Source organism: Paraglaciecola sp. (assembly GCF_039942875.1).
Lineage (GTDB): Bacteria > Pseudomonadota > Gammaproteobacteria > Enterobacterales > Alteromonadaceae > Paraglaciecola.
The window spans coordinates 151,442-173,118 of record NZ_JBDVBQ010000049.1; the positions used below are offsets into that span (position 1 = coordinate 151,442).

Consider the following 21,677-nt stretch of genomic DNA (forward strand, 5'->3'; position numbering starts at 1 on the left):
TTATGAGAGTGTAACAACTTTATTGCAATTATTTAATGTTCTTTAAATATATTAAATAGCTTCCATAGGAACATAATCAAGGTCAAAACCAAAACACCTGGGCGACACAGCTTTCAACGCTTCGGGTGTTCTATAAAACTCAGGGCAACCGATAGCAAAAACAGCCACTCTCTGCCCATACCTTAATCTTTCGGCATTTATAGGGCTGGAGGTTTCATATTCAACTATTACTATTAAATCTGGGACGCTAGCCACAACCTTGCCATCTAATTTAGCAATTAAGTATTCATTTTTAATACTGATACTCATAGGTGGGCCTTGTTCTTCAAATGAGGCAATAGTCACTTCACCAACATCAAAGCCGCCTAGTACTGAATTCTGCTTATCAGTGACTTTACCTGTATGTAAAAGTCGGCACTCTCCATATACCGAATCTTTAAACAAAGATTGTAAAGGCGATAATAATTGTTCTGCACTACCTCTACTTTGGCGCAACAAAGCACCTAGCTTAACCGAGAAGCTAACGGTACCAGAAATAAGGGCTTTTTTCAGAAAAGCGCCTGTCATTGGATGTTCAACAGTTAGCATCATGCCACCGGAAGCTTGAGTTAAGCCTCTAATATGACGCTCGTAAGTATGAGTATCTTTGGTAGAAAATAACGTGGCATTACCTTGATAATCTAAGGCGACAGCGGGAGTTGGGCATGCACCACATATTGCGTATGTCATCATCTGGGCTTCTGGCAAGGCTCGGCCCATTCCATCACCGTCTACCACAGGTATACCTTTAGCTAGGGCCGCCATAATAGGGATCAACGAATTTCCACCGCCTATTTCAAATGAAACAAGGGCGTCGACTTTTTTTCCTGTATGCTTTTCGTAAGCCAACAAAGCTTCAAAACTTTCATTTTGTGATGGCAGTAACTCTAACCCTACAGTGGGTGCGCCTACGCCACCAATTGTAACCACATGGGCGTCATCTGATAATTCACTCACATCTATCAAGTTCACTGGGCCATATTTTTTAAATGCTAATGCTGTGAGTAATTTAGATACATAAGGGTCACCCCCTCCACCAGTAGCCAAAAAGACGGCACCAAGTGCTAAATCTTCTAAATGGGATTCGTCTAAATTCATGATGATGCTTCCTCTACCTTATTATGAGTCGTTGAAGCCAATGCTTGCACATCACCCATAACTTTTATTCTTAATTTGGTGCTGGCACCATCCATATAGGGAATTGCGGTTTCTTCAATATCAACCATTTCTAGTGATGCCTTAGATGCCCCCGCCGCGATGGCATGACTAAACGCTTCTTGCTTTACCTGTTCTATTGCTTCCTCACGGGAAATATTCTGATAGGACACCATTTTTTCACTTTCGCCACTGATCTTGGCGATAGATGCTCCAATGGCATTAGCGACTTCTGCATGTTTAGGACGTAACACCTGTGATGCCGATTTCAGATCGCCACTCACTAACACAGCCCCCCCGCCAACTAAAATTACTGGTACAGGTTCACTATTAAGCTTCATCATATCAATGCCACGATCGAGCATTTGATTAATAGTCTTTATACCGTTTTCAATCACTTCCTTAGATAAGTGATTTAACTTGGTTTTATCCCCAATGTCAGGACCACCAGCGGCGACTATAAGGTCGGTTGCCGTTAAAGTATCCCCACCAAACACTAAGCCGTCAGTGACTAGCCTATGGCCAACGGATTGTGGGCCAATGTGCAGGCCGTCGGTTGCAACGATACTACCTCCGCCTAGACCAATCGCATTTATATCTGGCATTCTGAAATTTGTACGTATACCGCCTATATCGACAATAGCGCTAGATTCTCGGGGAAACCCATTCTGTAATACGCCAATATCTGATGTTGTGCCACCAATATCTACCACTATGGCATTAGCTACACCAGATAATTTAAAGGCTCCTCTTAAAGAGTTAGTGGGTCCGGATGCAAAGGTTAATGCAGGGAATTTTTTAACATAACTGGCATTCATTAAGGTGCCATCATTCTGGCTAATAAATACTGGGCAATGAATGCCAAGTTTTTTTATAGCCAGACCAAAAGCATCAACTACTCTGTCTGCAAAATCCAAAAGAGCGGTATTCAAAATGGAAGCGTTCTCTCGCTCCAATAAACCTAAACGTCCAATATTATGGGATAAGGTAATCCTAGCTTTTGGGATCACCTCTTTTACTTTTTCAGCAAGAAATAGTTCAGGCTCAGGGTTCATTGGTGAGAAGGCAGACGCTATAGATATATTAGTCAGGCCTTTTCTTTTTATATCATGCAATACATCATTTATTTCTGCTTCATCGAACTGGGCTAATGGCCAATTGTCGTAGAGGTATCCGCCTTTCATCATGTAGGCATGGTTCCCTACAGCCGCTTTGATATCAGCAGGCCAATCCACCATAGGGGGTAACCCCTCGCCACTGGGTAAGCCGATGCGAATGGCTGCAACTTCAGACAATTCCCTGCGTTCTACCACTGCATTGGTAAACTGAGTTGTACCAATCATAATTGCATCTACTTGAGTGCCAGATACCGCACCATCAGTGAGAATAGTGCTCAATGCTTTGGCTACTCCAGTAACAATATCTGCAGAGGTGAGTGCTTTGGTACTTGCCACAATATCATCATCGCTAATCAATACCGCATCTGTGTGTGTGCCGCCAACATCAATACCAATATGCATTAGATTTCTCCTTCGACATTTTTAACGGGTGTAGACCAAACATTACAAAGAAGCGCATAAACAATGCCAGAGATTAGAACAGCATCTAACACGGTAATGCCGGTAAAAGATGGTATGAATGCCACATCACTAAACACTGCAAGGGCTGCACCGAGTAACCACGCAATAAAAGCAGCAGGTGAAAACTTTACATTATTATTAAGGGAATCCAGATTATAAAACTCTCGCCTTACAAATAAGAAATCAACCATAATAACGCCCGATACGGGCACAAATATCGCGGCTAAAAAAGACAAGAAAGCGATAAACATATCTAGGATGTTAAAGAAGGCTGCTATGATCCCTGCTAATCCAAACAAACAGGTATATAACTTACCCGTAATTTTTGGCCAAGTAGCTTCTACGCTCAGCATAGTGCTGTAAAGATTTAAGGAATTAAGTAGCCAACTACCTGCAATCACAATCACAAAGGCCGCTAACCCCAAACCCAAACCTAACATTAAACTTAAGATTTCTGATTGCCCAATAGCAGCAGCGGCAAATGCAGCTACAAATAACACGATCAATTCAACCACCATATAAGCCCAAAAAGCGGTGTAGACACCGCCTGTCCAGTGTTTGCTGAAACGCGTGATATCCGGAAGTATAATCGCGCCTACAATAATCGCTCCTACTATGGCACTGACGGCATCACTTAATGTTAGTGTGGCGCTTTTTTCAAAATACCAAAACTGCTCTAAACTTAATTGATTGTAAGCAGCCCAAAACATCATCGCGGTTACCACAACCAACACAGGGACCATAATCGAAGCCAGTATATTGATTGCTTTAAATCCAAAAATAGTGGTAATGATCATGCAAATACCAGCCGCCATTTCTATTGGCCAGTCAGGAATATGTATTTCAAAAACATCTAATAATAAGTGGCTCACTGCGCCAGAAAAAAGATCTATATTGACGCCGAACCAGCCTATAAGTGACAAGGCAAAGGCTAAGTTAACAACCCCTGCTCCTCTGTCACCAAATGCTATTCTCACCAATAAATAAGAGCTTAAGCGTGTTTTAGCACCAATAGCGCCCATTGTGCCACCAATGATAGTTAGCAGCACTGAGCCAATAATCAAAGCCCACACCGTATCAGGAACAGTTAACCCTTGATAAACCTCAATCCCAGTTATGAAAGTCGGTAATGAAAATGCAATCATTACAGAAACCGCTGCGACCCTAGGCCAAGACACTATTTGTTCAGCTGTAACAGCCACACTTGAGTATTCGTTTTGATTATCCAAAATATCACCTTTGTTATAATTTTTAGTATGTGGTTTTGCAGCAATTTAAAAAATGAGACAGGCTTATATTAAAGGACTATTGAAAAAATAATCTATTGAAGATTACCGTTTTATTTAAAGAATGTATTTATTAGTCGACTTGTATCAAAATGATATTTTGCATTAATCAGTTGCCAGTATGAAAAAACATAAAACCGTAAAATTAGACGCAATCAATAAAAAGATACTTGCAACCCTGCACAAAAATGCTGACCTATCAAATCAAGAGCTTTCTGATGCAGTGGCCTTATCACCGAGCGCATGCTTTCAGAGAACTAAAGCTTTAAAAGAAGCAGGATATTTCGTCAATTTTCAAACCGAAATGGATTTAGATAGAATTTGCGAACACGTATTAGCTTATGTTGAATTCAAGCTAGCAAATAACACAATTGCAGGAAGAGCTGCATTTGAAGAAGCGATTCAACTTATTCCGGAATTTATGGATTGTGTGCGAGTAAGTGATGATATCGACTATATTTCTTTTACCTGTTTTCCCGATATCAAAGCCTTGAATCAATCGTGTAATGAACTCAGTGCTAATCCAAAACTAGGAATTGAGCGCCTTAAAACACGAGTTATTCTAGAACGGGCCAAGTGGTGTTTAGGTTACCCATTGGAAAAACTGAAATGGATTGAATGACTTTTGGCAAGTACCCATTTCCTCATTAGTAAAGTAACGACTAAAAGACAGTACCAATAAACGTCAACAAAAGAACATTGAATAGAAAAAGATACGAATTAATTGAACCCAAGAACTGAAAACTAATAAAATAATATCAACTAACTCAAGGTATTATGTAATTAATTATTATTTTATACACAGAATTAGTGATGGCCTTTCTAGTTAAAGCCCTAGCACAAAAATAGAAATAGAAACTTAACGAGAATTAATTTGTCTAAAAACGATATTAAACAATTGCATATTCAAGCCCAACAACTGGTTAATAAAGGACGGTTTAAAGAAGCACATCATTGCTGTATCCAAATATTGTCAAAACTCCCTAACCACCCAGACGCTCATTTTTTATTAGGCATGATTGCATTAAATATGCGACAAATGAGTAAAGCTATAGGGTTAATAGAAGTAGCAATTAACAATGATTTACACAACCCAGAATATTATGCTTTTTACGCACGAGTTTTATCTTTAGTTAACAGACATAAAGACGCGTTAATTGCAGTTGATAAAGCCTTAGCACTCCACTCTCCTTTGGCAGTTGTAAACGATACACTCGCTGTAGTCTTAAGCCGGCTTGGAGATCATGAAAGAGCCGTTACTTTGTTTAAGAAAGCGATCAATAAGCAACCAAACAATCCTAGCTTTCATTACAACCTTGCAGCATCACTAAAGTTTATGGGTGAGTTTACACTCGCTAAAAACGCTTATGAAAAAGTAATTAGTCTTAAATCAAATTATTATCAAGCCCACTCTGCCTTAGCCGAATTGCAACTAGCGACAAGAGAAAGTAATAATATTCAGCGTTTGCAGATCGAGCTCACCAAAGTGGGTAACGATAATATAGATGGCAAATTACATGTATGCCACGCGCTTGCGAAAGAACTTGAGTGTTTGGGAGAATATCAGAAAGCGTTGAACATTCTTCAACGTGGTAACAGTGCCAAAAAGAAACAATTAAATTATACAATTGACCAAGATAAAAGCTTATTCAAAGGGATCGAGTCCATATTTAAGGATAAAAGCCTATCTAATAAAGAGAGCGACTGCACAACTGATAGGCCAATTTTTGTACTCGGCATGCCAAGATCAGGCACTACGTTAGTTGACCGTATCCTATCTAGTCACTCACAAGTCATGTCGGTTGGAGAGTCACAAAATTTTGCTGTTGAGCTAAAAAAACTGACGAGAACACAATCTAGCAAAGTATTAGATCTAGACACAATTGCAGCTATAAAAAATATAAACTTCACAGAACTAGGCAATAAATACACCCAAGCTACACAACCCGTCCAAGATCAAGCTAAATACTTTGTAGACAAGATGCCCTTAAATTTTTTATATATAGGATTAATTAAAAAAGCCCTACCTAATGCCAAAATTATTATTTTGGATCGCCAAGTAATGGATGTGTGTTTAAGCAATTTTAGAACATTATTTGCAGTTAACTTCTCTTACTACAATTACGCTTATGACTTAAATGACTGCGCTGAATACTTATCTCTATTTAAAAATTTAATGGAGTTTTGGCAATCAATTTATTCTGATGAATTACTGCAGATATCTTACGAAAAATTAGTTGCTGAACCTGAAGAACAAATCAGACGTCTGTTGGATTATTGTGAGCTGGATTGGCAAGATAACTGTCTAAATTTTCACGAGAATCCCTCTCCTGTATCAACAGCAAGTAGTGTCCAAGTGAGACAGCCAATGAATGCAAACTCTATCGGTCGTTGGCAAAGATATGGAACTGAGTTAGACGAAATTCAGAGTTTTTTATCTTCTAAAGGACTTATGTGAGAAACATAAAAAAGGGGCTAAAAGCCCCTTAGTTCAAAATTGTAAATATTAATCACCAAAATTGTAGGTGAACTCAACACCAACTGTTCTTGGTTGATTAATATAGCGACCGTAAGATCTAACATCAAATCCTGCAACTTCTCGAATATCCTCTCTACCAGAACGAGTAGATGTTATAGCATATTTATCAAATAAGTTTTTGGCATACAACGTCACGTCCCATACATCCCCAGAAAGTGTCATAGATAAATTATGTAGCGTATAGCTTGGTAATACTTCGCCAAAATCTCTCAAACCAACCCTAGTATAAACATCACCAGTATATGTCAGACCATAGTTTACAAGTAAAGGCATACCGTCAAACACTTCTGTTTCGTAAGTTGCGCCGAGAGACAATGAATGTTCCGGTGAACCAGGTAATCTATCACCACTAAATGCGTCATCACCATCAACGAAGTCTAATTCATCTGTAGCCAATTCTGCATTTGTATAAGCATATGTTCCTTGCGTTGACCATCCGCTGCCTAACAAAGCTCTCCAAGACAGTTCTATACCTTGCGACTTAGCTTTCCCACCGTTTTTGGTGATGGGCAAACCACCGTTTTCGGTCACACCCGAAATTTGAATATCAGTCCAATCAATATAAAACAATGATCCATTTACAATTAACTTATTATTTAACCAAGTACTATGTAAGCCAATCTCATAATTCTTAGTTTCGTCAGGCTTAATTAATATTTCATCGGGTTCTGCACATAGTGCTTGACCAGGATTATCAAGATCTTCTTCTGTACACGGAGGTACAGAGTTAACACCACCAATCCGATAGCCTTCGCTAGCAGTGAAATACACTAATGCATCATTAGTAACTTCGTAACCAACATTTACTTTGAAAAGACTCCCATCATCAGACGCGCCATTTGACTGAAGGTTTGGTTCTAAGCTATCCGAAGGAGCTCCGTAAAGCGTATCCAATAGCGGTAAGTCAAATCCTTGAGTAACATCAGTTTCATATTCATAGAAGCGAGCTCCAAGAGTAATTGTTAATTGGTCAGTTACTTCATATCCGACTTCACCGAATAGGGCACTTTCTTCCTGAACTGAGTCCAAAACAGAGTAATATTCAAGATTATCTGGTCGGACTATCCCATAAAATTCAGGGATACCTGGCGTAAATTCTTCACTAGTAGCATAAGTTTCAAACTTGTTATAGAAACCTCCCACAATCCAAGAAAGTGGGCCATCAGAACTTGATACAAGCCTAATTTCTTGAGTAAATGTTTCTTCTTCTTGAATTTCACGTGTAAAAGCAGTAAATGAAGGGAATGACTCGTAACCATATTCAAAATCGAGTAGTAAATCAGTTTGATCTCGCTGCCCAATTTCATCATATTGAGAAAAACCTGTGGCTGAAACTAACTCTGCAAACCCTAAGTCGTAACTCATTTCTAGGCTATATAGCTGATTCTTCAAATTATTAGGTTCGAGAACTCTCAAACCAGACTCATAAGGACCTGTATTAAATGACTCTTGATGAACAAGGCTCCTCCCTTCGACTTCTTGGTCTTGATAGTAATAATTTAAATTTGCCTCAAAATCATCTGTTGGGGTCCAACGTAATGATACTTTTGCGGTATCAGCGGTTTCACCATTAGCGTCCTTTACTGTTTTTAAATTCGCATCGTAATCTTCATCTTCTGGTTGAGGGTTAGACACACCTATTTCTTGTACTACATAGGCATAATCAATAAATCCTGGATTTTCATAATGTTGAAAGCTCGCACGCAATGCTAACGTATCGTCTATAAGTGGAAAATTAACAATAGCGCCAAAAGTATTACCGGTGCCATCACTATGAGAGACCGTATTTACCCCTCCGTAAACTTTCGCACTTGTAAGGTCTAGTTCGGCTTTTTTAGGGATATATCTAATTGCTCCTCCCAAAGCACCTGCGCCGTATAGTGTTCCCTGTGGACCAATTAAAACCTCTACCCTTTCCATATCTGTTAGTTTTAAATCCAAATATAAAGGTATCTCACCAAGGTAAGTAGCAACAGTCCCACCACCGGAATTTGAGCCGCTTGGGCCAAGAGAGTCAGTATTCAAACCTCGTACAACGATAGTATTACTAGTACGTCCACCCTGATCAACCACGGTTAACCCTGGCACCCATTTAGAAACATCAACAAGGTCATAAACACGATCTCGCTCAAGTTGAGATGCACTTAATGCCATTATATTCACTGGAATATCTTGTACGTCGTTGACTCTTCTAGTACCTGTAACCAATACTTTTTCAATGCCTACTTCTGCAGAATTCTCTTGTGCAACCGCGACGTTTGGTAAAAGGTTAACAGAAACAGCTAATGCAATTGCCGAGTAGCTAAAAGCTCTTTTATGTATTTTATGTATTTTATGTGTCATGTAAGTCTCATTGTTCGTAACTATTTTGGAATGGGCTAAAAAGGTAATTAGGTTGTTGCGCGATCCGATGCGGCTCTATTCCAGCATCAGCAAATACTGTGCCGAGATTAATTCAGCTGATGAGTTAAAGTGGCTATTTTAATGCTAATAGCTGAATATTTATTCACTTCTTCTTAAGGTTTTTTTTAAAAAAATTTTAGTAAAACGAATAACTTCACAAATATAGTGCAGAATACTTGAAAATCTCTATTTGCGCACCAAAAACAAACACCAAAACACCATTAAAGAGCAATTAAAATTTAATATTTATGCATTTATTGAAAGTTAATAGACATTTGATCCGGTTTAATTGAAGTCAGGTAAATATATTTAACCAAAATAAACGAGGTTAAACATTTAGTATGTTTTACAACGTGTATAAATCATAAAGAAGAGAGTAATAATCAAGATAAAAAAGCCAAGTTAGCTTTTCAAAAATTGGAGCGGGAAACGAGATTCGAACTCGCGACCCCAACCTTGGCAAGGTTGTGCTCTACCACTGAGCTATTCCCGCGTAAATTTTTGTTGCTCGTTTTAAGTTGTGGTTACCTAAAACGGAGGCGCATTTTACAAAAATTAAATTGTGATGCAAGTCAAAAAAGGAGTTTTTTTGATTTTTCTCATCATTTGCATAAATACTCAGCAAATAATTCAAGAATTGTACAACTAAAATAAAGTAATACTTAAATATTAAAAACGTGCTGGCGGTAATAAGCCATTTCGGCGATAGACTCACGAATATCATCTAGTGCTAAATGCACTCCTTTTTTATGAAAACCATCTAGCAATTCTGGTTTCCAGCGCCGCACTAATTCTTTGATTGTACTCACATCAACATTTCTATAGTGAAAGTATGCTTCTAACTCTGCCATGTACTTAACTAGGAAGCGGCGATCTTGCCCAATAGTATTTCCACACAAAGGAGAGATACCTTTCGGTACGTAAAGCTCTAAAAATTTAATCGTTTGCGAAACTGCATCTTCAACAGTGATACTACTCTGCTGACATCTAGCAGTTAATCCTGATTTTCCGTGGGTATTAGTACACCACTCATCCATACCATTTAATACGCTGTCTGGTTGATGGATCGCCAGCACTGGACCTTCAGCTAGAATGTTTAAATTTTTGTCTGTGACTATTGTGGCAATTTCTAATACAACATCTGTTTCGGGCTCAAGTCCTGTCATTTCCATATCGATCCAAACCAAATTTTCATTATTTACTGACATTGTCGCTCCTGAGTTTAAGAAGAATGCTTGATAGTGTTTGGTTTAAAGCCAACCAAACGGTAACATGATACTAGAAATAGTATTAAATACAGCAAAGATTAACGTGGCAAAAAAACCAAAACTTACTCATCGTCAAAAACGTCAAGTTTCAGTAAACCGTTCTAAACGTCTATCTGAGCCCTCCAAAAAGTCAGAACTTGAAGATAGCCAGTTGGGTGAACAACAAACTGGACGTGTTATTGGCCGTTTTGGAAAACACGCTGATGTTGAAGATACTGCAGGCATAACGCATAGATGCCATATGAGACGGACCATAGGCAGTGTTGTTTGCGGAGATGAAGTGTTATTTCGTCCAGGAAAAGATCAGACACTCACCATTAGCGGTATTATTGAAGCAGTTCAGGACAGAAAGTCGGTACTTACACGACCGGACTTTTACGACGGTGTTAAACCTATTGCTGCAAATATCGATCAAATTATAATTGTCAGCTCGGTATTGCCAACCTTGTCTTTGAATATAATCGATAGGTACTTGGTGGCTTCTGAGGATGTTGAAATTACCCCTGTTATCTTGCTGAATAAAGTTGAGTTACTTAACGAACAGCAAAGAAGTGAAGTCGAAGAACAACTCAACACCTATCGAGATATAGGTTATCAAATCGTCTATACCAGCTGTAAAACACAAACAGGAATTGAGCAATTAGCAGCTTGTTTAAAAGATAAAGTGAGTGTTTTTGTGGGTCAATCAGGTGTTGGGAAGTCTAGTTTGATTAATGCCCTATTACCCGATGCGGACGAAGTAATTGGTGATATTTCGGACAACTCAGGTTTAGGCCAGCACACAACCACCACGGCAAAACTTCTGCACTTCCCCGCGGGTGGTGACTTAATCGATTCTCCTGGTGTTCGAGAGTTCGCCCTTTGGCATCTACCATCTGAGCGTTTAACTTATGGTTTTAAAGAATTTAGAGACTATTTAGGAGGCTGTAAATTCAGAGACTGTAAACATGGTGACGACCCTGGCTGCCTAATAAAAAAAGCAGTAAATGATGGCAATATAAGTCAACAGCGGTATCTCAGTTACCACAAGATACTGGCAAATATGGACGAACTTCGCCCATCTCACGCCAAATAACCCAGAGCACTAGAACTTTAAATTCTACTAGCATATAGCCTATTGAACTTAGTGAAAAATACACCTACTAAAATATTCAGGTACAATTTTAGGTGGATTATAAGCTAGGATTTTCATTTTGTTGGATTCATTAAAAATTGCACTGCAGTTCATTACCCCAAAGCACCTATTATCAAGATTGATTGGGAAACTCGCAGCTGCAGAGGCCGGCGCTCTTACTACGGCTATCATTAAGCTTTTTATCAAGCAATACAAGGTTGATATGGCTGAGGCATTAGAGTCAGATCCAAAGTCTTATCCATCTTTTAATGCTTTTTTTACGCGATTATTAAAAGCCGATGCTAGAACTATTTGTGCCGATGAAAATCAATTGGCCCTTCCGGTAGATGGAGCAGTGAGCCAATTAGGTGATATTAACTTTGACTCTATTTTTCAAGCAAAAGGCCACGATTATAGTTTAACCACCTTATTGGGAGGGAAACCTGAAATAGCCCAACCTTATTTAGGGGGGAAGTTTGCCACTATATACCTATCACCAAAAGACTATCACCGCATTCACATGCCTATTGATGGCCAACTAACCGATATGATTTATGTTCCTGGTGAGTTATTTTCAGTTAGTCCGCTAACTGCAGAACGAGTACCAGGCTTGTTCGCTAGAAACGAACGTGTAGTCGCTATTTTTGATACTGAAATTGGAAAAATGGCCATGGCCTTAGTCGGTGCAACGATTGTTGCTAGCATAGAAACTAAATGGGCCGGTACAATCTCACCACCAACAGGAAAAACCGTACAACATTGGAAATATCCAGACCAAGGCGAAAACTCTGTAACCATCAAAAAAGGTGAAGAAATGGGCCTCTTTAAGTTGGGCTCAACTATTGTTGCTTGCTTTGAAGCTAACAAGATTGAATTCGCAGAATTAGAAGCGGGAGACGTTACGCGCCTCGGCGACGTTTTTGCAACAATTAAGAAATAACTCAGTGGATCCCGTTAAAAAAAGCTTAATCTCCCTACACTTCACTGTAGTTTTATTAGGGGCCACAGCGCTTTTCTCGAAAATAATACCCTTGTCGGCCATTGATATTACCTTTGGACGTTCAATTGTTGCATGCCTGATGTTAGTGGTTATTCTAAAACTCACGAAACATAAAATAAGGTTACATAGTAAGAAGGATTATGGAATAGCTTTAATTCTTGGCCTTCTAATGGCTGCTCATTGGGTTACGTATTTCGCAGCAATGCAATACTCTTCTGTATCAGTGGGAATGATAGCTTTGTTTACTTTCCCCGTTATTACAGTATTACTTGAACCTTTTTTTGAAAAAATACGCTTAGTTTGGCAAGACCTATTTAGTGCTTTGATTGTATTGTTTGGAATTTGTCTAATTGTTCCGGAGATTTCTTTAGACAATGACGTCACCTTAGGTATTGTAATCGGGGTGGTTTCAGCTCTGTTATACGCACTTAGAAATTTAATCCATAGGAAACACTTTTCCCATTATTCTGGTGCTCACGCTATGGCTTACCAAACACTTGTTATCTTTGTATGCCTGAGCTTTTTTTCTTCAGAGCAATTGTTCACTGCTGATAAGCATACTTATATTTGGCTTGTAGTTTTAGGTACTTTTTTAACTGCATTACCCCATGCCCTTATAGCGGCTAGTTTACGGCATTTACGCGCAAAAACCTTTTCTCTAGTCGCCTGCATGCAGCCATTTTGGGGGACGATCATGGCCATAGTCATTTTGAATGAGCAACCCAATTGGCAAACATTTTTAGGAGGTGTATTAGTTATTTCAGCTGCCATATATGAAACAATTAGTGCTCAAAAACTCCACGGAAAACAATCCAGAACAAGTCAAGGTCGGTAAGTAACAGGAAAATGCTCTCAAGATATTCATGACGAAGAAAAAAGGTTAGAAATAGCAGTGATTTAATTCGCTATAAACTCGAGTGCATTTCTTACAGTACATTCGTTAGGTATAACAATATTGACTTCCAATCCACTCTCAAGAGCTATTTTTGAAGTTTTTAAACGAACAAACTGATCTAATGCATCCTAGCTGAACTTTACATAATAATGATGTTTTTTCTTATTAAGTAGCTATTTAGCTCTACAAATAATAGGGGAAGTGCAACATCAAATGCAGCCATAAAGAATAATTTAGGAACTCGCACAACCTGATTTACAATCATGACAACTTTGGCATAGTTTCAGATTAACAATGTGTGATCCAACAATCAATATTGCACCAGTTGCGACGATGAAAGGTTCGTAAAGCTCACCAAACATATCTTTATTCCAGTAAATTACGCCACCTAAAGCTAAACTGTACAAAGGGTAAAGCTGTCTATGATAACGGTAAAAACCTGAAAACAATGCCCAAAAACCAACTACCATTGAGATAGATAAAATAGTTCTCTCAAACCAACCTTGGGCAAAGAATGACGCACCTATAAAAGGAATAATAGGAATAAGGACAGGTAACAACAAGCAATGTAGTGCACACAAACTTGAGGCCCATATACCTAGTCTGTCTAGTAAGCTTCTATCATTATTTACTTGCATTAAGATACCACTCCAATTTTCGGGGCGTTATAGTATAACATTTCAAAAAATATACAAGAGGCCATATCCAGTTAAGATGAACAAATTTCAATCGTTAACTAAAGTTAGCGCTTTATTTTTTTTGTAAGGGTAAAAACAATTAATACGATAGCACCGGCTATTACACCAACTAAACCTTCAAGTAAAATTGGGGCTAATATAGAAATAAATTTTATGCCTTCGAAGGTTTGGATCATAGGCTCTAACAAATGATGAATAATTGAAATACTGTGAACCAAAATTCCCCCGCCGACTAAAAACATAGCAGCGGTTCCCACCACAGAAAGTGTCTTCATCAACAGCGGAGCCACTATTAATAAAGCACGACCGCAGGCTCTCTGAAAAGTATTAAAGCCACCAGTAACTGACTTTCTTAGCAAATATAAACCTGCATCGTCTAGTTTAACAATACCTGCTACCAAGCCGTACACTCCAACGGTTATCGCAATGGCCAGTAATGAAACCACTGCAACTTGAGTCATAAAGGGTTCGGCTTGTACCGTACCTAATACAATTACTACAATTTCTGCTGATAAAATAAAATCGGTACGAATCGCCCCTTTTATTTTATTTCTTTCTAATGCCACCAAGTCCGCTTGAGGATCAGCAACGGCCTGTAACTTTTGTTTATGTTCTTCATCTCGCACTTCTTTTGAATGCAAAAATTTGTGGGCAAGCTTTTCGACTCCTTCAAAACATAAATATAACCCACCGAGTATTAAGAGTACGGTAATTAGCCAAGGTAAAAATGCGCTAATTAAAAGAGCTGAAGGCACTAAAATCAGTTTATTTAAAAATGAGCCCTTTGCTACAGCCCACACGACCGGTAATTCCCTCTCAGCTTTGACACCGGAAACCTGCTCCGCATTCAACGCTAAATCATCGCCTAGTACTCCAGCCGTTTTTTTAGCTGCAACTTTTGAAAGCACAGCAACATCATCTAAAATAGTCGCGATATCATCAATTAAAGCCAGTAAGTTTGCCGCAGCCATAGATTAATCCTTAAATGAAAGTGGTAATGAAACAGTGTACTTTGGCAAAACATCACTCAGCTTTGACAATGTTATCTGTTGTTTCTTAAGTTCAGGTAAATGCCCTTTCAGAAAATTTAAAGTTTCTGGGTGAGGATGTGCGATGCCTACTGCATACCCATTCTTTTTTGATAGTTCAATTAACCGATTAAATTGGATTTCAATTTGTTTTAACTCAACTACATGATCGAGAAATACATGCCTCATAATATTCGGTACACCAACTTGCTCAGCTATGCGTTGAGCTTTACTGTATCGAGTAGTTCGACTATCAACAAAAAACAAGCCTTTATCTAATAAAAACTCCATTGTCACAGATAAGGGAAATGATAGTTGCGTAAACTTACTTCCCATATGATTATTTAATCCAATAGCATTAGGAACACTGTCTAATGCATGTTGTAGGCTACTCACAATATCTGAGGCAGACATATTAGACAATAAAACACCTTGCTCTTGTTTCACTCCCCCTAAAGATTCCATGGGCATATGCAGAATCACTTCTCTGTGCTGTATCGCAGCTTTTTCAGAAAAACGTTTAGTTAGCGCTTTATTCGGAAGGATAGCAAAGGCAATATTTTCAGGTAATGAAAACGCTTCTGCATCTTGTGATTTGTTTCCCATATCATCAATAATCAAAACAATTTGTGATGATTGCGCTGAAACGGTGAGGGTCAATAATAAAAAGCTTATAAGGAAACGCATTGAATAATGATTAATCTCTTCTTTAGTTAGGGAGTAATTTTAAATCACAAAAAACGAAGTAACTCCTAGCCTTCTTAAATGTGAGTGATGAAAGCCTTTAAAGTTTCAACCAAGAAACTGGATTGACAGGTTTGCCTTTATGGCGAATTTCAAAATATAAATTCGGTCGACTCTGACCACCACTTTGCCCTAAAAGAGCAACGGATTCACCAGCAATCACCGAATCACCAACTTGCTTTAGTAACGCTTGGTTATGTCCATACAAGCTCATAAAGCCATCTCCGTGATCTAAGACAGTGACTAATCCAAAGCCTCTTAACCAATCTGCGTATAATACTTTTCCATCATGTATAGCAATTACATCATCGCCAGAGTTACCGTAAATAACGATACCCTTCCACTTTATTTGCCCCTGCCTAAATCGACCAAACATTTTACGTAAGGTGCCCTTTGCGGGTATCAACAAGCTGCCTTTTTGTTTACTTAAACCATTTAAGCTGACATTTTGCTGGGTAACCCTTTGCTGTGCTCTGGCTAATGCTTCGGTTAGATTTTTTTCATTGATTTGTAACTGAGCTATTTTAGCTTCATCAGACTCTATAGAAGCTTGCAGCTTAGTCATTGTGACTTGCCTACTTGCTAATTGTTTTTTCAAAACAGACTGCTCTGATACTTGCTGAGATTTAAGGCGCTGTAGTTCTGACTGCCCTTCAATTAATTTTTCTCTAACGAGTTCTAATTCTTTGACTAAGGCATTAAAACCGTCAATTTGCTCTTTTCTGGCTTTATTTAAATATTGGTAGTAGGTAATACTTCGCTCAAAATTAGCTGCATCTTCTTGGTTTAACAGCATTTTTGCAAAATCATAATTACCTGTCATATAAGCGCTTCGTATCTGCTTAGCTAATTCAGACTTTTGCTGATTTAATGCATCTTGATAGTCTTCTTGCTGCTTCAGTAACTTTGCTTGCTGTTTTTGATTATTAGCTATTTGGTTATCTGTGTGGTTTAAACTTTTAGCGGTTTGAGCAACATTTAGTTCTATTTTCTTTAAATTCTCTTGGAGCTTTTTGGCTTCGTTTAGCTGTTTTGCTATTTGTTTCTTTTTATCTTCGATCTGTTTTTGAATTGACTCTAAATCACTTTTTTCTTGAGCCAAAAGTTGCGGAGTCGTTGCTAGCAATAAAAACGCTATCGAAACTAAGCTGCGAAATAAGCGACTTAGTTTCGATGGCTGTTTAATGACAAACTGTTCCAAAGCCTAAGCCAAGGTCACAATAGGTGTTCCTGTCATTTCGCTAGGTTGTGGCATCCCCATCAAATGCAACATAGTCGGGGCTACATCACTCAATGTTCCGCCTTCTCTAGCAATTGATTTTTTTCCAACATGAATAAAAGGAACCAATTCACTAGTGTGTGCGGTATGTGCTTGTCCTGTTTGTTCATCTTGCATTTTTTCTGCATTACCGTGATCAGCAGTAATTAAACAGTCCCCACCATTTTCTTTAATCGCTTCTACAATTCTTGCAATACAAGAATCAACAGCTTCACAAGCTTTTACTGCGGCGTCAAAGTTACCAGTATGACCGACCATGTCACCATTAGGATAATTGCATATGATGGCATCAAACTTTCCAGATTTTATTGCCTCGACCAATTTATCGGTGAGTTCTTCAGAGTTCATTTCTGGTTGCAAGTCGTAAGTTGCGACTTTAGGTGAAGGGATCAAAATACGTTCTTCACCTTCATAAAGCTCCTCACGTCCACCACTATAGAAAAATGTTACATGAGCGTATTTTTCTGTTTCTGAAATGCGCAACTGAGTTTTATGATTTTGTGCAAGCCAATCCCCCATAACATTAACTAGTGGTACAGGTGGATATGCTGAAGGAGCATCGATGCTCTCAGCGTATTGTGTCAATGTAACAAAAGCACTTACATTAATATGTTTAGCTTTAGGAAACTCATTGAAGTCTGCTTCAACAAACGGACGACTAATTTCACGAGCTCTATCTGCCCTGAAGTTCATAAAAAAGACTGCGTCGCCTTCTTCAACAGGGCAAGCGTCACCAATAACGGAGGCTTGCATAAACTCGTCATTCTCATCTCTTGCGTAAGATGCATCTAAGGCTTCAATTGCATTCTCAGCGGTACAACTACCTGTCCCATTTGCTATGAGGTTGTAAGCTTTCTCTACACGGTCCCAACGAGCGTCACGGTCCATAGCATAATAACGGCCAATCAATGTTGCTGTTTTGCCCACACCTAAATCTTTAAACAAGGCATCTGCTGCTTCAAGGGGCTTTTTAGCGCTTCTAGGCGGAGTATCTCGTCCATCTAAGAAAGCGTGAAGATATAACTTCTTAGCACCACGTTTCGCCGCCATTGTTAACAAAGCAAAAATATGGTCTTGATGGCTATGGACACCACCTGCAGACAATAACCCCATTACGTGAATTGCTTTATCTTGGGTAATCGCTTTATCAAGATTGCTAGTTAAGATTGGATTTTCATAAAAATCACCATCATCTATTGCTTTGGTCACACGCGTAAAGTCTTGATAAACCACTCTTCCAGCACCTAAATTTACGTGGCCTACTTCAGAGTTTCCCATTTGGCCTGGCGGTAAACCAACATCCATACCAGAACCTGAAATCAAGGTATTAGTGTAAGAATCACATAAACCATCTAATACAGGGGTGTTAGCATGTGCAATTGCATTGCTAGTTAGGTCTTCACGATGGCCCCAGCCGTCTAATATAATTAACGCTGTGGTTTTTTTCTTCTCGGTCATTATCTAATCCTCTTGAATGAACTATGCATTTAAAGTTGATTGGTGCTTAAACCCTAATTTCAACGTTTACTTGAATAATACTAATGGTATCTTTACTGGCGGTGCTCGTCACGACCATTTCGCCTAAAAAACTAAATGGATAACAATAAGTTATTCATCGCTTATAATATCTAAGTATTTGGGGGCTAGTTTCTATCAACAAATTCTATATACTTTGGCCTCATTTTTTTAAGTAATTACGTAAAGAGACTCAATCCATATGGATCAATTAATAGAATTTGTTACTAACCACTACATATTGTCTGGTTTGTTTGCTGCCATTTCAGTGGCATTAGTTTATTCAATCGTCGCAGGGCAACTCTCTTCAGTAAAAGATTTAGGTACTCACGAAGCGACTTTACTTATGAATAAAGAGGACGCATATATTTTAGATATTCGCCCTGTAGCTGAATTTAAGAAAGGCCATGTATTGGGCTCTAAACAAATCAAAGCTGATTTGGTCAATAAGGCAGACTTTAGCCCCCTTGAAAAACTAAAAGACAAACCCATTATTGTTATCTGTGCCATGGGCATGACATCAAAACGGACGGCTGCACAAATGTTGAAAGCTGGATTTGAGAATGTTGTAACATTAAAAGGTGGATTTAACGCCTGGCAAAGTGCCAACTTACCAATTACTAAGTAGTGTCGAGAACAACAATGAGTAACGTAATTATATATACAAAAGGGTACTGTCCCTATTGTCATAAGGCAAAAGCTTTATTGACTGACAAACAAGTGAATTTCAAAGAAATTGATATTGAAGTACAACCAGAGTTACGTGGTGAGATGATAAGTCTTGCGGAAGGTCGCTCTACTGTTCCTCAAATATTTATTAACAATAAGCATGTAGGCGGTTGTGATGACTTGTTTGCATTAGAAGCGAAAAACAAACTAGATAGCCTATTAGCTAACTAATCAACTAAAGTGGAAGGACATTACAATGGCTGACGAAAATCAACCTAACGAAGCTGCAGAGCAGCCAGCGGCTCAAGGCCCTCAATTCGCAATTCAAAGAATTTATACTAAAGATATTTCATTTGAAGCACCTAATTCACCAGCCATGTTCCAAAAAGAATGGAAACCAGAAGTAAAATTAGACCTAGATACAAAAAGTAATCCAATCAGTGAAGGTCTCTATGAAGTTGTTTTATCTGTTACCGTAACAGCATCTATCGGTGAAGAAACTGCTTTCCTATGTGAAGTACAGCAAGCAGGTATATTCAGCATAGGTCAAATGCCAGAGCAAAATATTGCACAAATGATTGGTGCATTTTGTCCAAATACATTGTTTCCATATGCCCGTGAAGCAATCTCAAATTTAGTTAATAGAGGTACTTTTCCTCCACTAAATTTAGCTCCTGTAGATTTCAACCAGGTATTTGCAGCATATATGCAAAAGCGTGCTCAACAAGACCAAGCTCCTCAGAAGCTCGATGCGTAAACGGATATCGACGCATTGAACTCTGTATGTGTTTTAGGAGCGGGATCTTACGGTACCGCTCTAGCGTTTTGCCTTTCTAGGAATAAAGTAACTACCACTTTATGGGGGCGAAATAAACACCACGTCGATTCTATGTCGAGATCTAGAACAAATGAAAAGTACCTACCTGGTTTTACTTTCCCTGACTCATTATCATTAGAGCCTAACTTACAAAAAGCAGTAGCATCCAGTCATGATATTTTAGTTGTAGTACCAAGCAGTGCATTTGCAGAAACCTTAAAAACCATACAACCTTATCTAACCCCAAAGCATCGAATTATTTGGGCAACGAAAGGATTAGAGCCTGAAACCGGACGGTTACTACATGAAGTAGCAGTTGAAATATTAGGTAAGGATTTACCTTTTGCAGCTCTTTCTGGTCCAACATTCGCCAAAGAAATGGCCGCAGGCCTCCCTACAGCGATTTCTTTAAGCTCTACTGATGAAACCCTTGCGACTGAGTTTTCAAACAAACTACATTGCTCTAGTACATTTAGAGTTTATAAAAATAATGACTTCATTGGCATTCAGTTAGGTGGAGCCGTTAAAAATGTCATTGCTATTGGCGCAGGTTTAGCTGATGGTTTAGGGTTTGGTTCTAATGCTAGAACAGCACTGATTACCAGAGGCTTAGCTGAACTTACCAGACTGGGTATCAAAATGGGTGCAAAACCTGAAACCTTTACAGGTATGGCAGGCCTGGGGGATTTAGTATTAACTTGCACCGACAATCAGTCACGAAATCGAAGATTTGGCTTAGCTTTAGGGAAAGGCGCATCCATTGACGAGGCTATATCTGAAATCGGCCAAGTAGTTGAAGGATACAAAAACACTAAAGAAGTACATGTTTTAAGTGGCCGTATTGGCGTTGAAATGCCTATATGTGAACAAATATATTTAGTTTTGTATCACAATAAATCAGTCAAGGAAGCAGCCATTACACTTCTAGCAAGAGATAAAACAACAGAGTAGCTTACCTTCATTTAAGGCATATTAAACCCTAATACTTCACCCGTAGCATATCATTAAGATACTTTTTAGTAGTTAATCATTTGTTCTAGCTTGAACATAATCAAAAGACTCATTACATATTTCACTAGTGCACGACTAGTATTTACATTAACGGAGCTCCCATAATCAGTTATAGAGCGCTGAAGAAAATTCCCCTAACACACCAGAACAACTCTTTTTAAACTAACCTTTCGTCGGCTCAAATATTACTGCAGTTGTTTTAGCAGGGATTTAAGCGCTTCTATAGCCATAGTCAAGCAAAGATGGTGGCACCGGCTGAGCTTCATATGTGATGTGTATATGAGTACTCTAGGTTTATTGGAACGAGCTAAGCTTCGCTTAGGTCCGGGGATCCACTTTGTGCGGGGCTGGCCTACCAGAGGATGACCGCGGGATAGCATGCCGCACTTTTTCAGATGAAGGGCCACCTTCTCCCAATCTAATTGAGATTTTACTGTCACTGATTTTCACGCAAAAAAAAAGGCCACCTATTAAGGTGGCCTTTCTTCTGAATAGAAGTCTGGCAGTGTGCTACTCTCGCATGGGGAAACCCCAAACTACCATCGCCGCTAATGCGTTTCACTTCTGAGTTCGGAATGGGATCAGGTGGGACCGCATCGCTATGGCCGCCAGACAAAAACTTGTCGTGTTAATTCAC

The 21,677-nt window shown here is 38.9% G+C and carries 19 protein-coding genes, 1 tRNA gene and 1 rRNA gene; 9 read left to right on the forward strand and 12 right to left on the reverse strand.

The window, feature by feature from the left end:
- Window positions 1–51: 51 nt before the first annotated feature.
- From ABJE44_RS17485 to ABJE44_RS17495, 3 genes are read right to left on the reverse strand one after another with little or no spacing between them, the layout of a single operon-like run.
- Window positions 52–1,137 carry a DUF917 domain-containing protein gene (locus tag ABJE44_RS17485; protein ID WP_348112864.1) on the reverse strand — a complete coding sequence of 362 codons (1,086 nt, stop codon included), beginning with the start codon at window positions 1,135–1,137 and terminating at the stop codon, window positions 52–54.
- Entirely contained in the window at window positions 1,134–2,714 is a 1,581-nt protein-coding gene (locus ABJE44_RS17490) for a hydantoinase/oxoprolinase family protein (RefSeq protein WP_348112865.1), read from the reverse strand. Before ABJE44_RS17490 ends, ABJE44_RS17485 begins: the two co-directional genes overlap by 4 nt.
- Window positions 2,714–4,003 (reverse strand): cytosine permease, encoded by a 1,290-nt coding sequence (locus tag ABJE44_RS17495; protein ID WP_348112866.1) that lies wholly within the window; start codon window positions 4,001–4,003, stop codon window positions 2,714–2,716. Before ABJE44_RS17495 ends, ABJE44_RS17490 begins: the two co-directional genes overlap by 1 nt.
- A 178-nt stretch (window positions 4,004–4,181) precedes the next feature.
- Here ABJE44_RS17495 and ABJE44_RS17500 point away from each other — a divergent pair, with 178 nt between their 5' ends.
- Window positions 4,182–4,682 (forward strand): Lrp/AsnC family transcriptional regulator, encoded by a 501-nt coding sequence (locus ABJE44_RS17500; RefSeq protein ID WP_348112867.1) that lies wholly within the window; start codon window positions 4,182–4,184, stop codon window positions 4,680–4,682.
- A 252-nt stretch (window positions 4,683–4,934) separates the two neighbouring features.
- Entirely contained in the window at window positions 4,935–6,518 is a 1,584-nt protein-coding gene (locus ABJE44_RS17505; protein ID WP_348112868.1) for a sulfotransferase, read from the forward strand.
- Between the two features lie 48 nt (window positions 6,519–6,566).
- Here the strand turns inward: ABJE44_RS17505 and ABJE44_RS17510 are convergent, their stop codons facing one another.
- From ABJE44_RS17510 to orn, 3 genes are all read right to left on the reverse strand, one after another.
- Entirely contained in the window at window positions 6,567–8,942 is a 2,376-nt protein-coding gene (locus ABJE44_RS17510) for a TonB-dependent receptor (protein WP_348112869.1), read from the reverse strand.
- 478 nt (window positions 8,943–9,420) lie between these two features.
- Window positions 9,421–9,495 (reverse strand) — tRNA-Gly (locus tag ABJE44_RS17515).
- A gap of 169 nt (window positions 9,496–9,664) precedes the next feature.
- Window positions 9,665–10,210: an oligoribonuclease gene (gene orn, locus ABJE44_RS17520; RefSeq protein ID WP_348112870.1), complete on the reverse strand. Its 546-nt coding sequence runs from the start codon at window positions 10,208–10,210 to the stop codon at window positions 9,665–9,667.
- A 103-nt stretch (window positions 10,211–10,313) separates the two neighbouring features.
- Between orn and rsgA the strand changes: the two genes are divergently transcribed.
- From rsgA to ABJE44_RS17535, 3 genes are all read left to right on the forward strand, one after another.
- A complete protein-coding gene (gene rsgA, locus ABJE44_RS17525; RefSeq protein WP_348112871.1) occupies window positions 10,314–11,345 on the forward strand; it encodes a small ribosomal subunit biogenesis GTPase RsgA in 1,032 nt (343 codons plus the stop codon).
- Between the two features lie 118 nt (window positions 11,346–11,463).
- Window positions 11,464–12,324: an archaetidylserine decarboxylase gene (gene asd, locus ABJE44_RS17530; RefSeq protein WP_348112873.1), complete on the forward strand. Its 861-nt coding sequence runs from the start codon at window positions 11,464–11,466 to the stop codon at window positions 12,322–12,324.
- A 4-nt stretch (window positions 12,325–12,328) separates the two neighbouring features.
- Window positions 12,329–13,219 (forward strand): DMT family transporter, encoded by an 891-nt coding sequence (locus ABJE44_RS17535; protein WP_348112889.1) that lies wholly within the window; start codon window positions 12,329–12,331, stop codon window positions 13,217–13,219.
- Window positions 13,220–13,512: 293 nt separating this feature from the next.
- Here the strand turns inward: ABJE44_RS17535 and ABJE44_RS17540 are convergent, their stop codons facing one another.
- The 5 genes from ABJE44_RS17540 to gpmI form a co-directional block, all read right to left on the reverse strand.
- A complete protein-coding gene (locus tag ABJE44_RS17540; protein WP_348112874.1) occupies window positions 13,513–13,917 on the reverse strand; it encodes a MerC domain-containing protein in 405 nt (134 codons plus the stop codon).
- A 104-nt stretch (window positions 13,918–14,021) separates the two neighbouring features.
- A complete protein-coding gene (locus ABJE44_RS17545) occupies window positions 14,022–14,948 on the reverse strand; it encodes a DUF808 domain-containing protein (protein WP_348112876.1) in 927 nt (308 codons plus the stop codon).
- A 3-nt stretch (window positions 14,949–14,951) separates the two neighbouring features.
- Window positions 14,952–15,665: a divergent polysaccharide deacetylase family protein gene (locus tag ABJE44_RS17550; RefSeq protein WP_348112878.1), complete on the reverse strand. Its 714-nt coding sequence runs from the start codon at window positions 15,663–15,665 to the stop codon at window positions 14,952–14,954.
- 124 nt (window positions 15,666–15,789) lie between these two features.
- Complete coding sequence (locus ABJE44_RS17555; protein ID WP_348112879.1) at window positions 15,790–16,950, reverse strand: peptidoglycan DD-metalloendopeptidase family protein; 1,161 nt, start codon at window positions 16,948–16,950, stop codon at window positions 15,790–15,792.
- A 3-nt stretch (window positions 16,951–16,953) separates the two neighbouring features.
- Entirely contained in the window at window positions 16,954–18,486 is a 1,533-nt protein-coding gene (gene gpmI, locus ABJE44_RS17560) for a 2,3-bisphosphoglycerate-independent phosphoglycerate mutase (RefSeq protein ID WP_348112880.1), read from the reverse strand.
- Between the two features lie 259 nt (window positions 18,487–18,745).
- On the opposite strand from gpmI, the gene ABJE44_RS17565 reads away from it, so the two are divergent.
- The 4 genes from ABJE44_RS17565 to gpsA are packed head-to-tail and all read left to right on the forward strand — an operon-like array spanning window position 18,746 to window position 20,980.
- Window positions 18,746–19,171 carry a rhodanese-like domain-containing protein gene (locus ABJE44_RS17565; RefSeq protein WP_133471806.1) on the forward strand — a complete coding sequence of 142 codons (426 nt, stop codon included), beginning with the start codon at window positions 18,746–18,748 and terminating at the stop codon, window positions 19,169–19,171.
- Window positions 19,172–19,185: 14 nt separating this feature from the next.
- Complete coding sequence (gene grxC, locus ABJE44_RS17570) at window positions 19,186–19,443, forward strand: glutaredoxin 3 (RefSeq protein ID WP_133471805.1); 258 nt, start codon at window positions 19,186–19,188, stop codon at window positions 19,441–19,443.
- 25 nt (window positions 19,444–19,468) lie between these two features.
- Window positions 19,469–19,969 (forward strand): protein-export chaperone SecB, encoded by a 501-nt coding sequence (secB, locus tag ABJE44_RS17575; RefSeq protein ID WP_348112881.1) that lies wholly within the window; start codon window positions 19,469–19,471, stop codon window positions 19,967–19,969.
- Window positions 19,970–19,984: 15 nt separating this feature from the next.
- Window positions 19,985–20,980 (forward strand): NAD(P)H-dependent glycerol-3-phosphate dehydrogenase, encoded by a 996-nt coding sequence (gene gpsA / locus ABJE44_RS17580; RefSeq protein ID WP_348112882.1) that lies wholly within the window; start codon window positions 19,985–19,987, stop codon window positions 20,978–20,980.
- A 557-nt stretch (window positions 20,981–21,537) separates the two neighbouring features.
- On the opposite strand, the gene rrf is transcribed toward gpsA, so the two are convergent.
- A 5S ribosomal RNA gene (gene rrf / locus ABJE44_RS17585) occupies window positions 21,538–21,653 on the reverse strand.
- Window positions 21,654–21,677 lie beyond the last annotated feature (24 nt).

Excerpts from the sequence above, each read along its gene's own strand:
- orn (WP_348112870.1), bottom strand. The coding sequence starts at position 10,210 with ATGTCAGTAAATAATGAAAATTTGGTTTGGATCGATATGGAAATGACA.
- secB (WP_348112881.1), top strand. The coding sequence starts at position 19,469 with ATGGCTGACGAAAATCAACCTAACGAAGCTGCAGAGCAGCCAGCGGCT.
- ABJE44_RS17485 (WP_348112864.1), bottom strand. The coding sequence starts at position 1,137 with ATGAATTTAGACGAATCCCATTTAGAAGATTTAGCACTTGGTGCCGTC.
- ABJE44_RS17540 (WP_348112874.1), bottom strand. The coding sequence starts at position 13,917 with ATGCAAGTAAATAATGATAGAAGCTTACTAGACAGACTAGGTATATGG.
- ABJE44_RS17510 (WP_348112869.1), bottom strand. The coding sequence starts at position 8,942 with ATGACACATAAAATACATAAAATACATAAAAGAGCTTTTAGCTACTCG.
- ABJE44_RS17565 (WP_133471806.1), top strand. The coding sequence starts at position 18,746 with ATGGATCAATTAATAGAATTTGTTACTAACCACTACATATTGTCTGGT.
- ABJE44_RS17500 (WP_348112867.1), top strand. The coding sequence starts at position 4,182 with ATGAAAAAACATAAAACCGTAAAATTAGACGCAATCAATAAAAAGATA.
- gpmI (WP_348112880.1), bottom strand. The coding sequence starts at position 18,486 with ATGACCGAGAAGAAAAAAACCACAGCGTTAATTATATTAGACGGCTGG.
- grxC (WP_133471805.1), top strand. The coding sequence starts at position 19,186 with ATGAGTAACGTAATTATATATACAAAAGGGTACTGTCCCTATTGTCAT.
- ABJE44_RS17545 (WP_348112876.1), bottom strand. The coding sequence starts at position 14,948 with ATGGCTGCGGCAAACTTACTGGCTTTAATTGATGATATCGCGACTATT.
- ABJE44_RS17490 (WP_348112865.1), bottom strand. The coding sequence starts at position 2,714 with ATGCATATTGGTATTGATGTTGGCGGCACACACACAGATGCGGTATTG.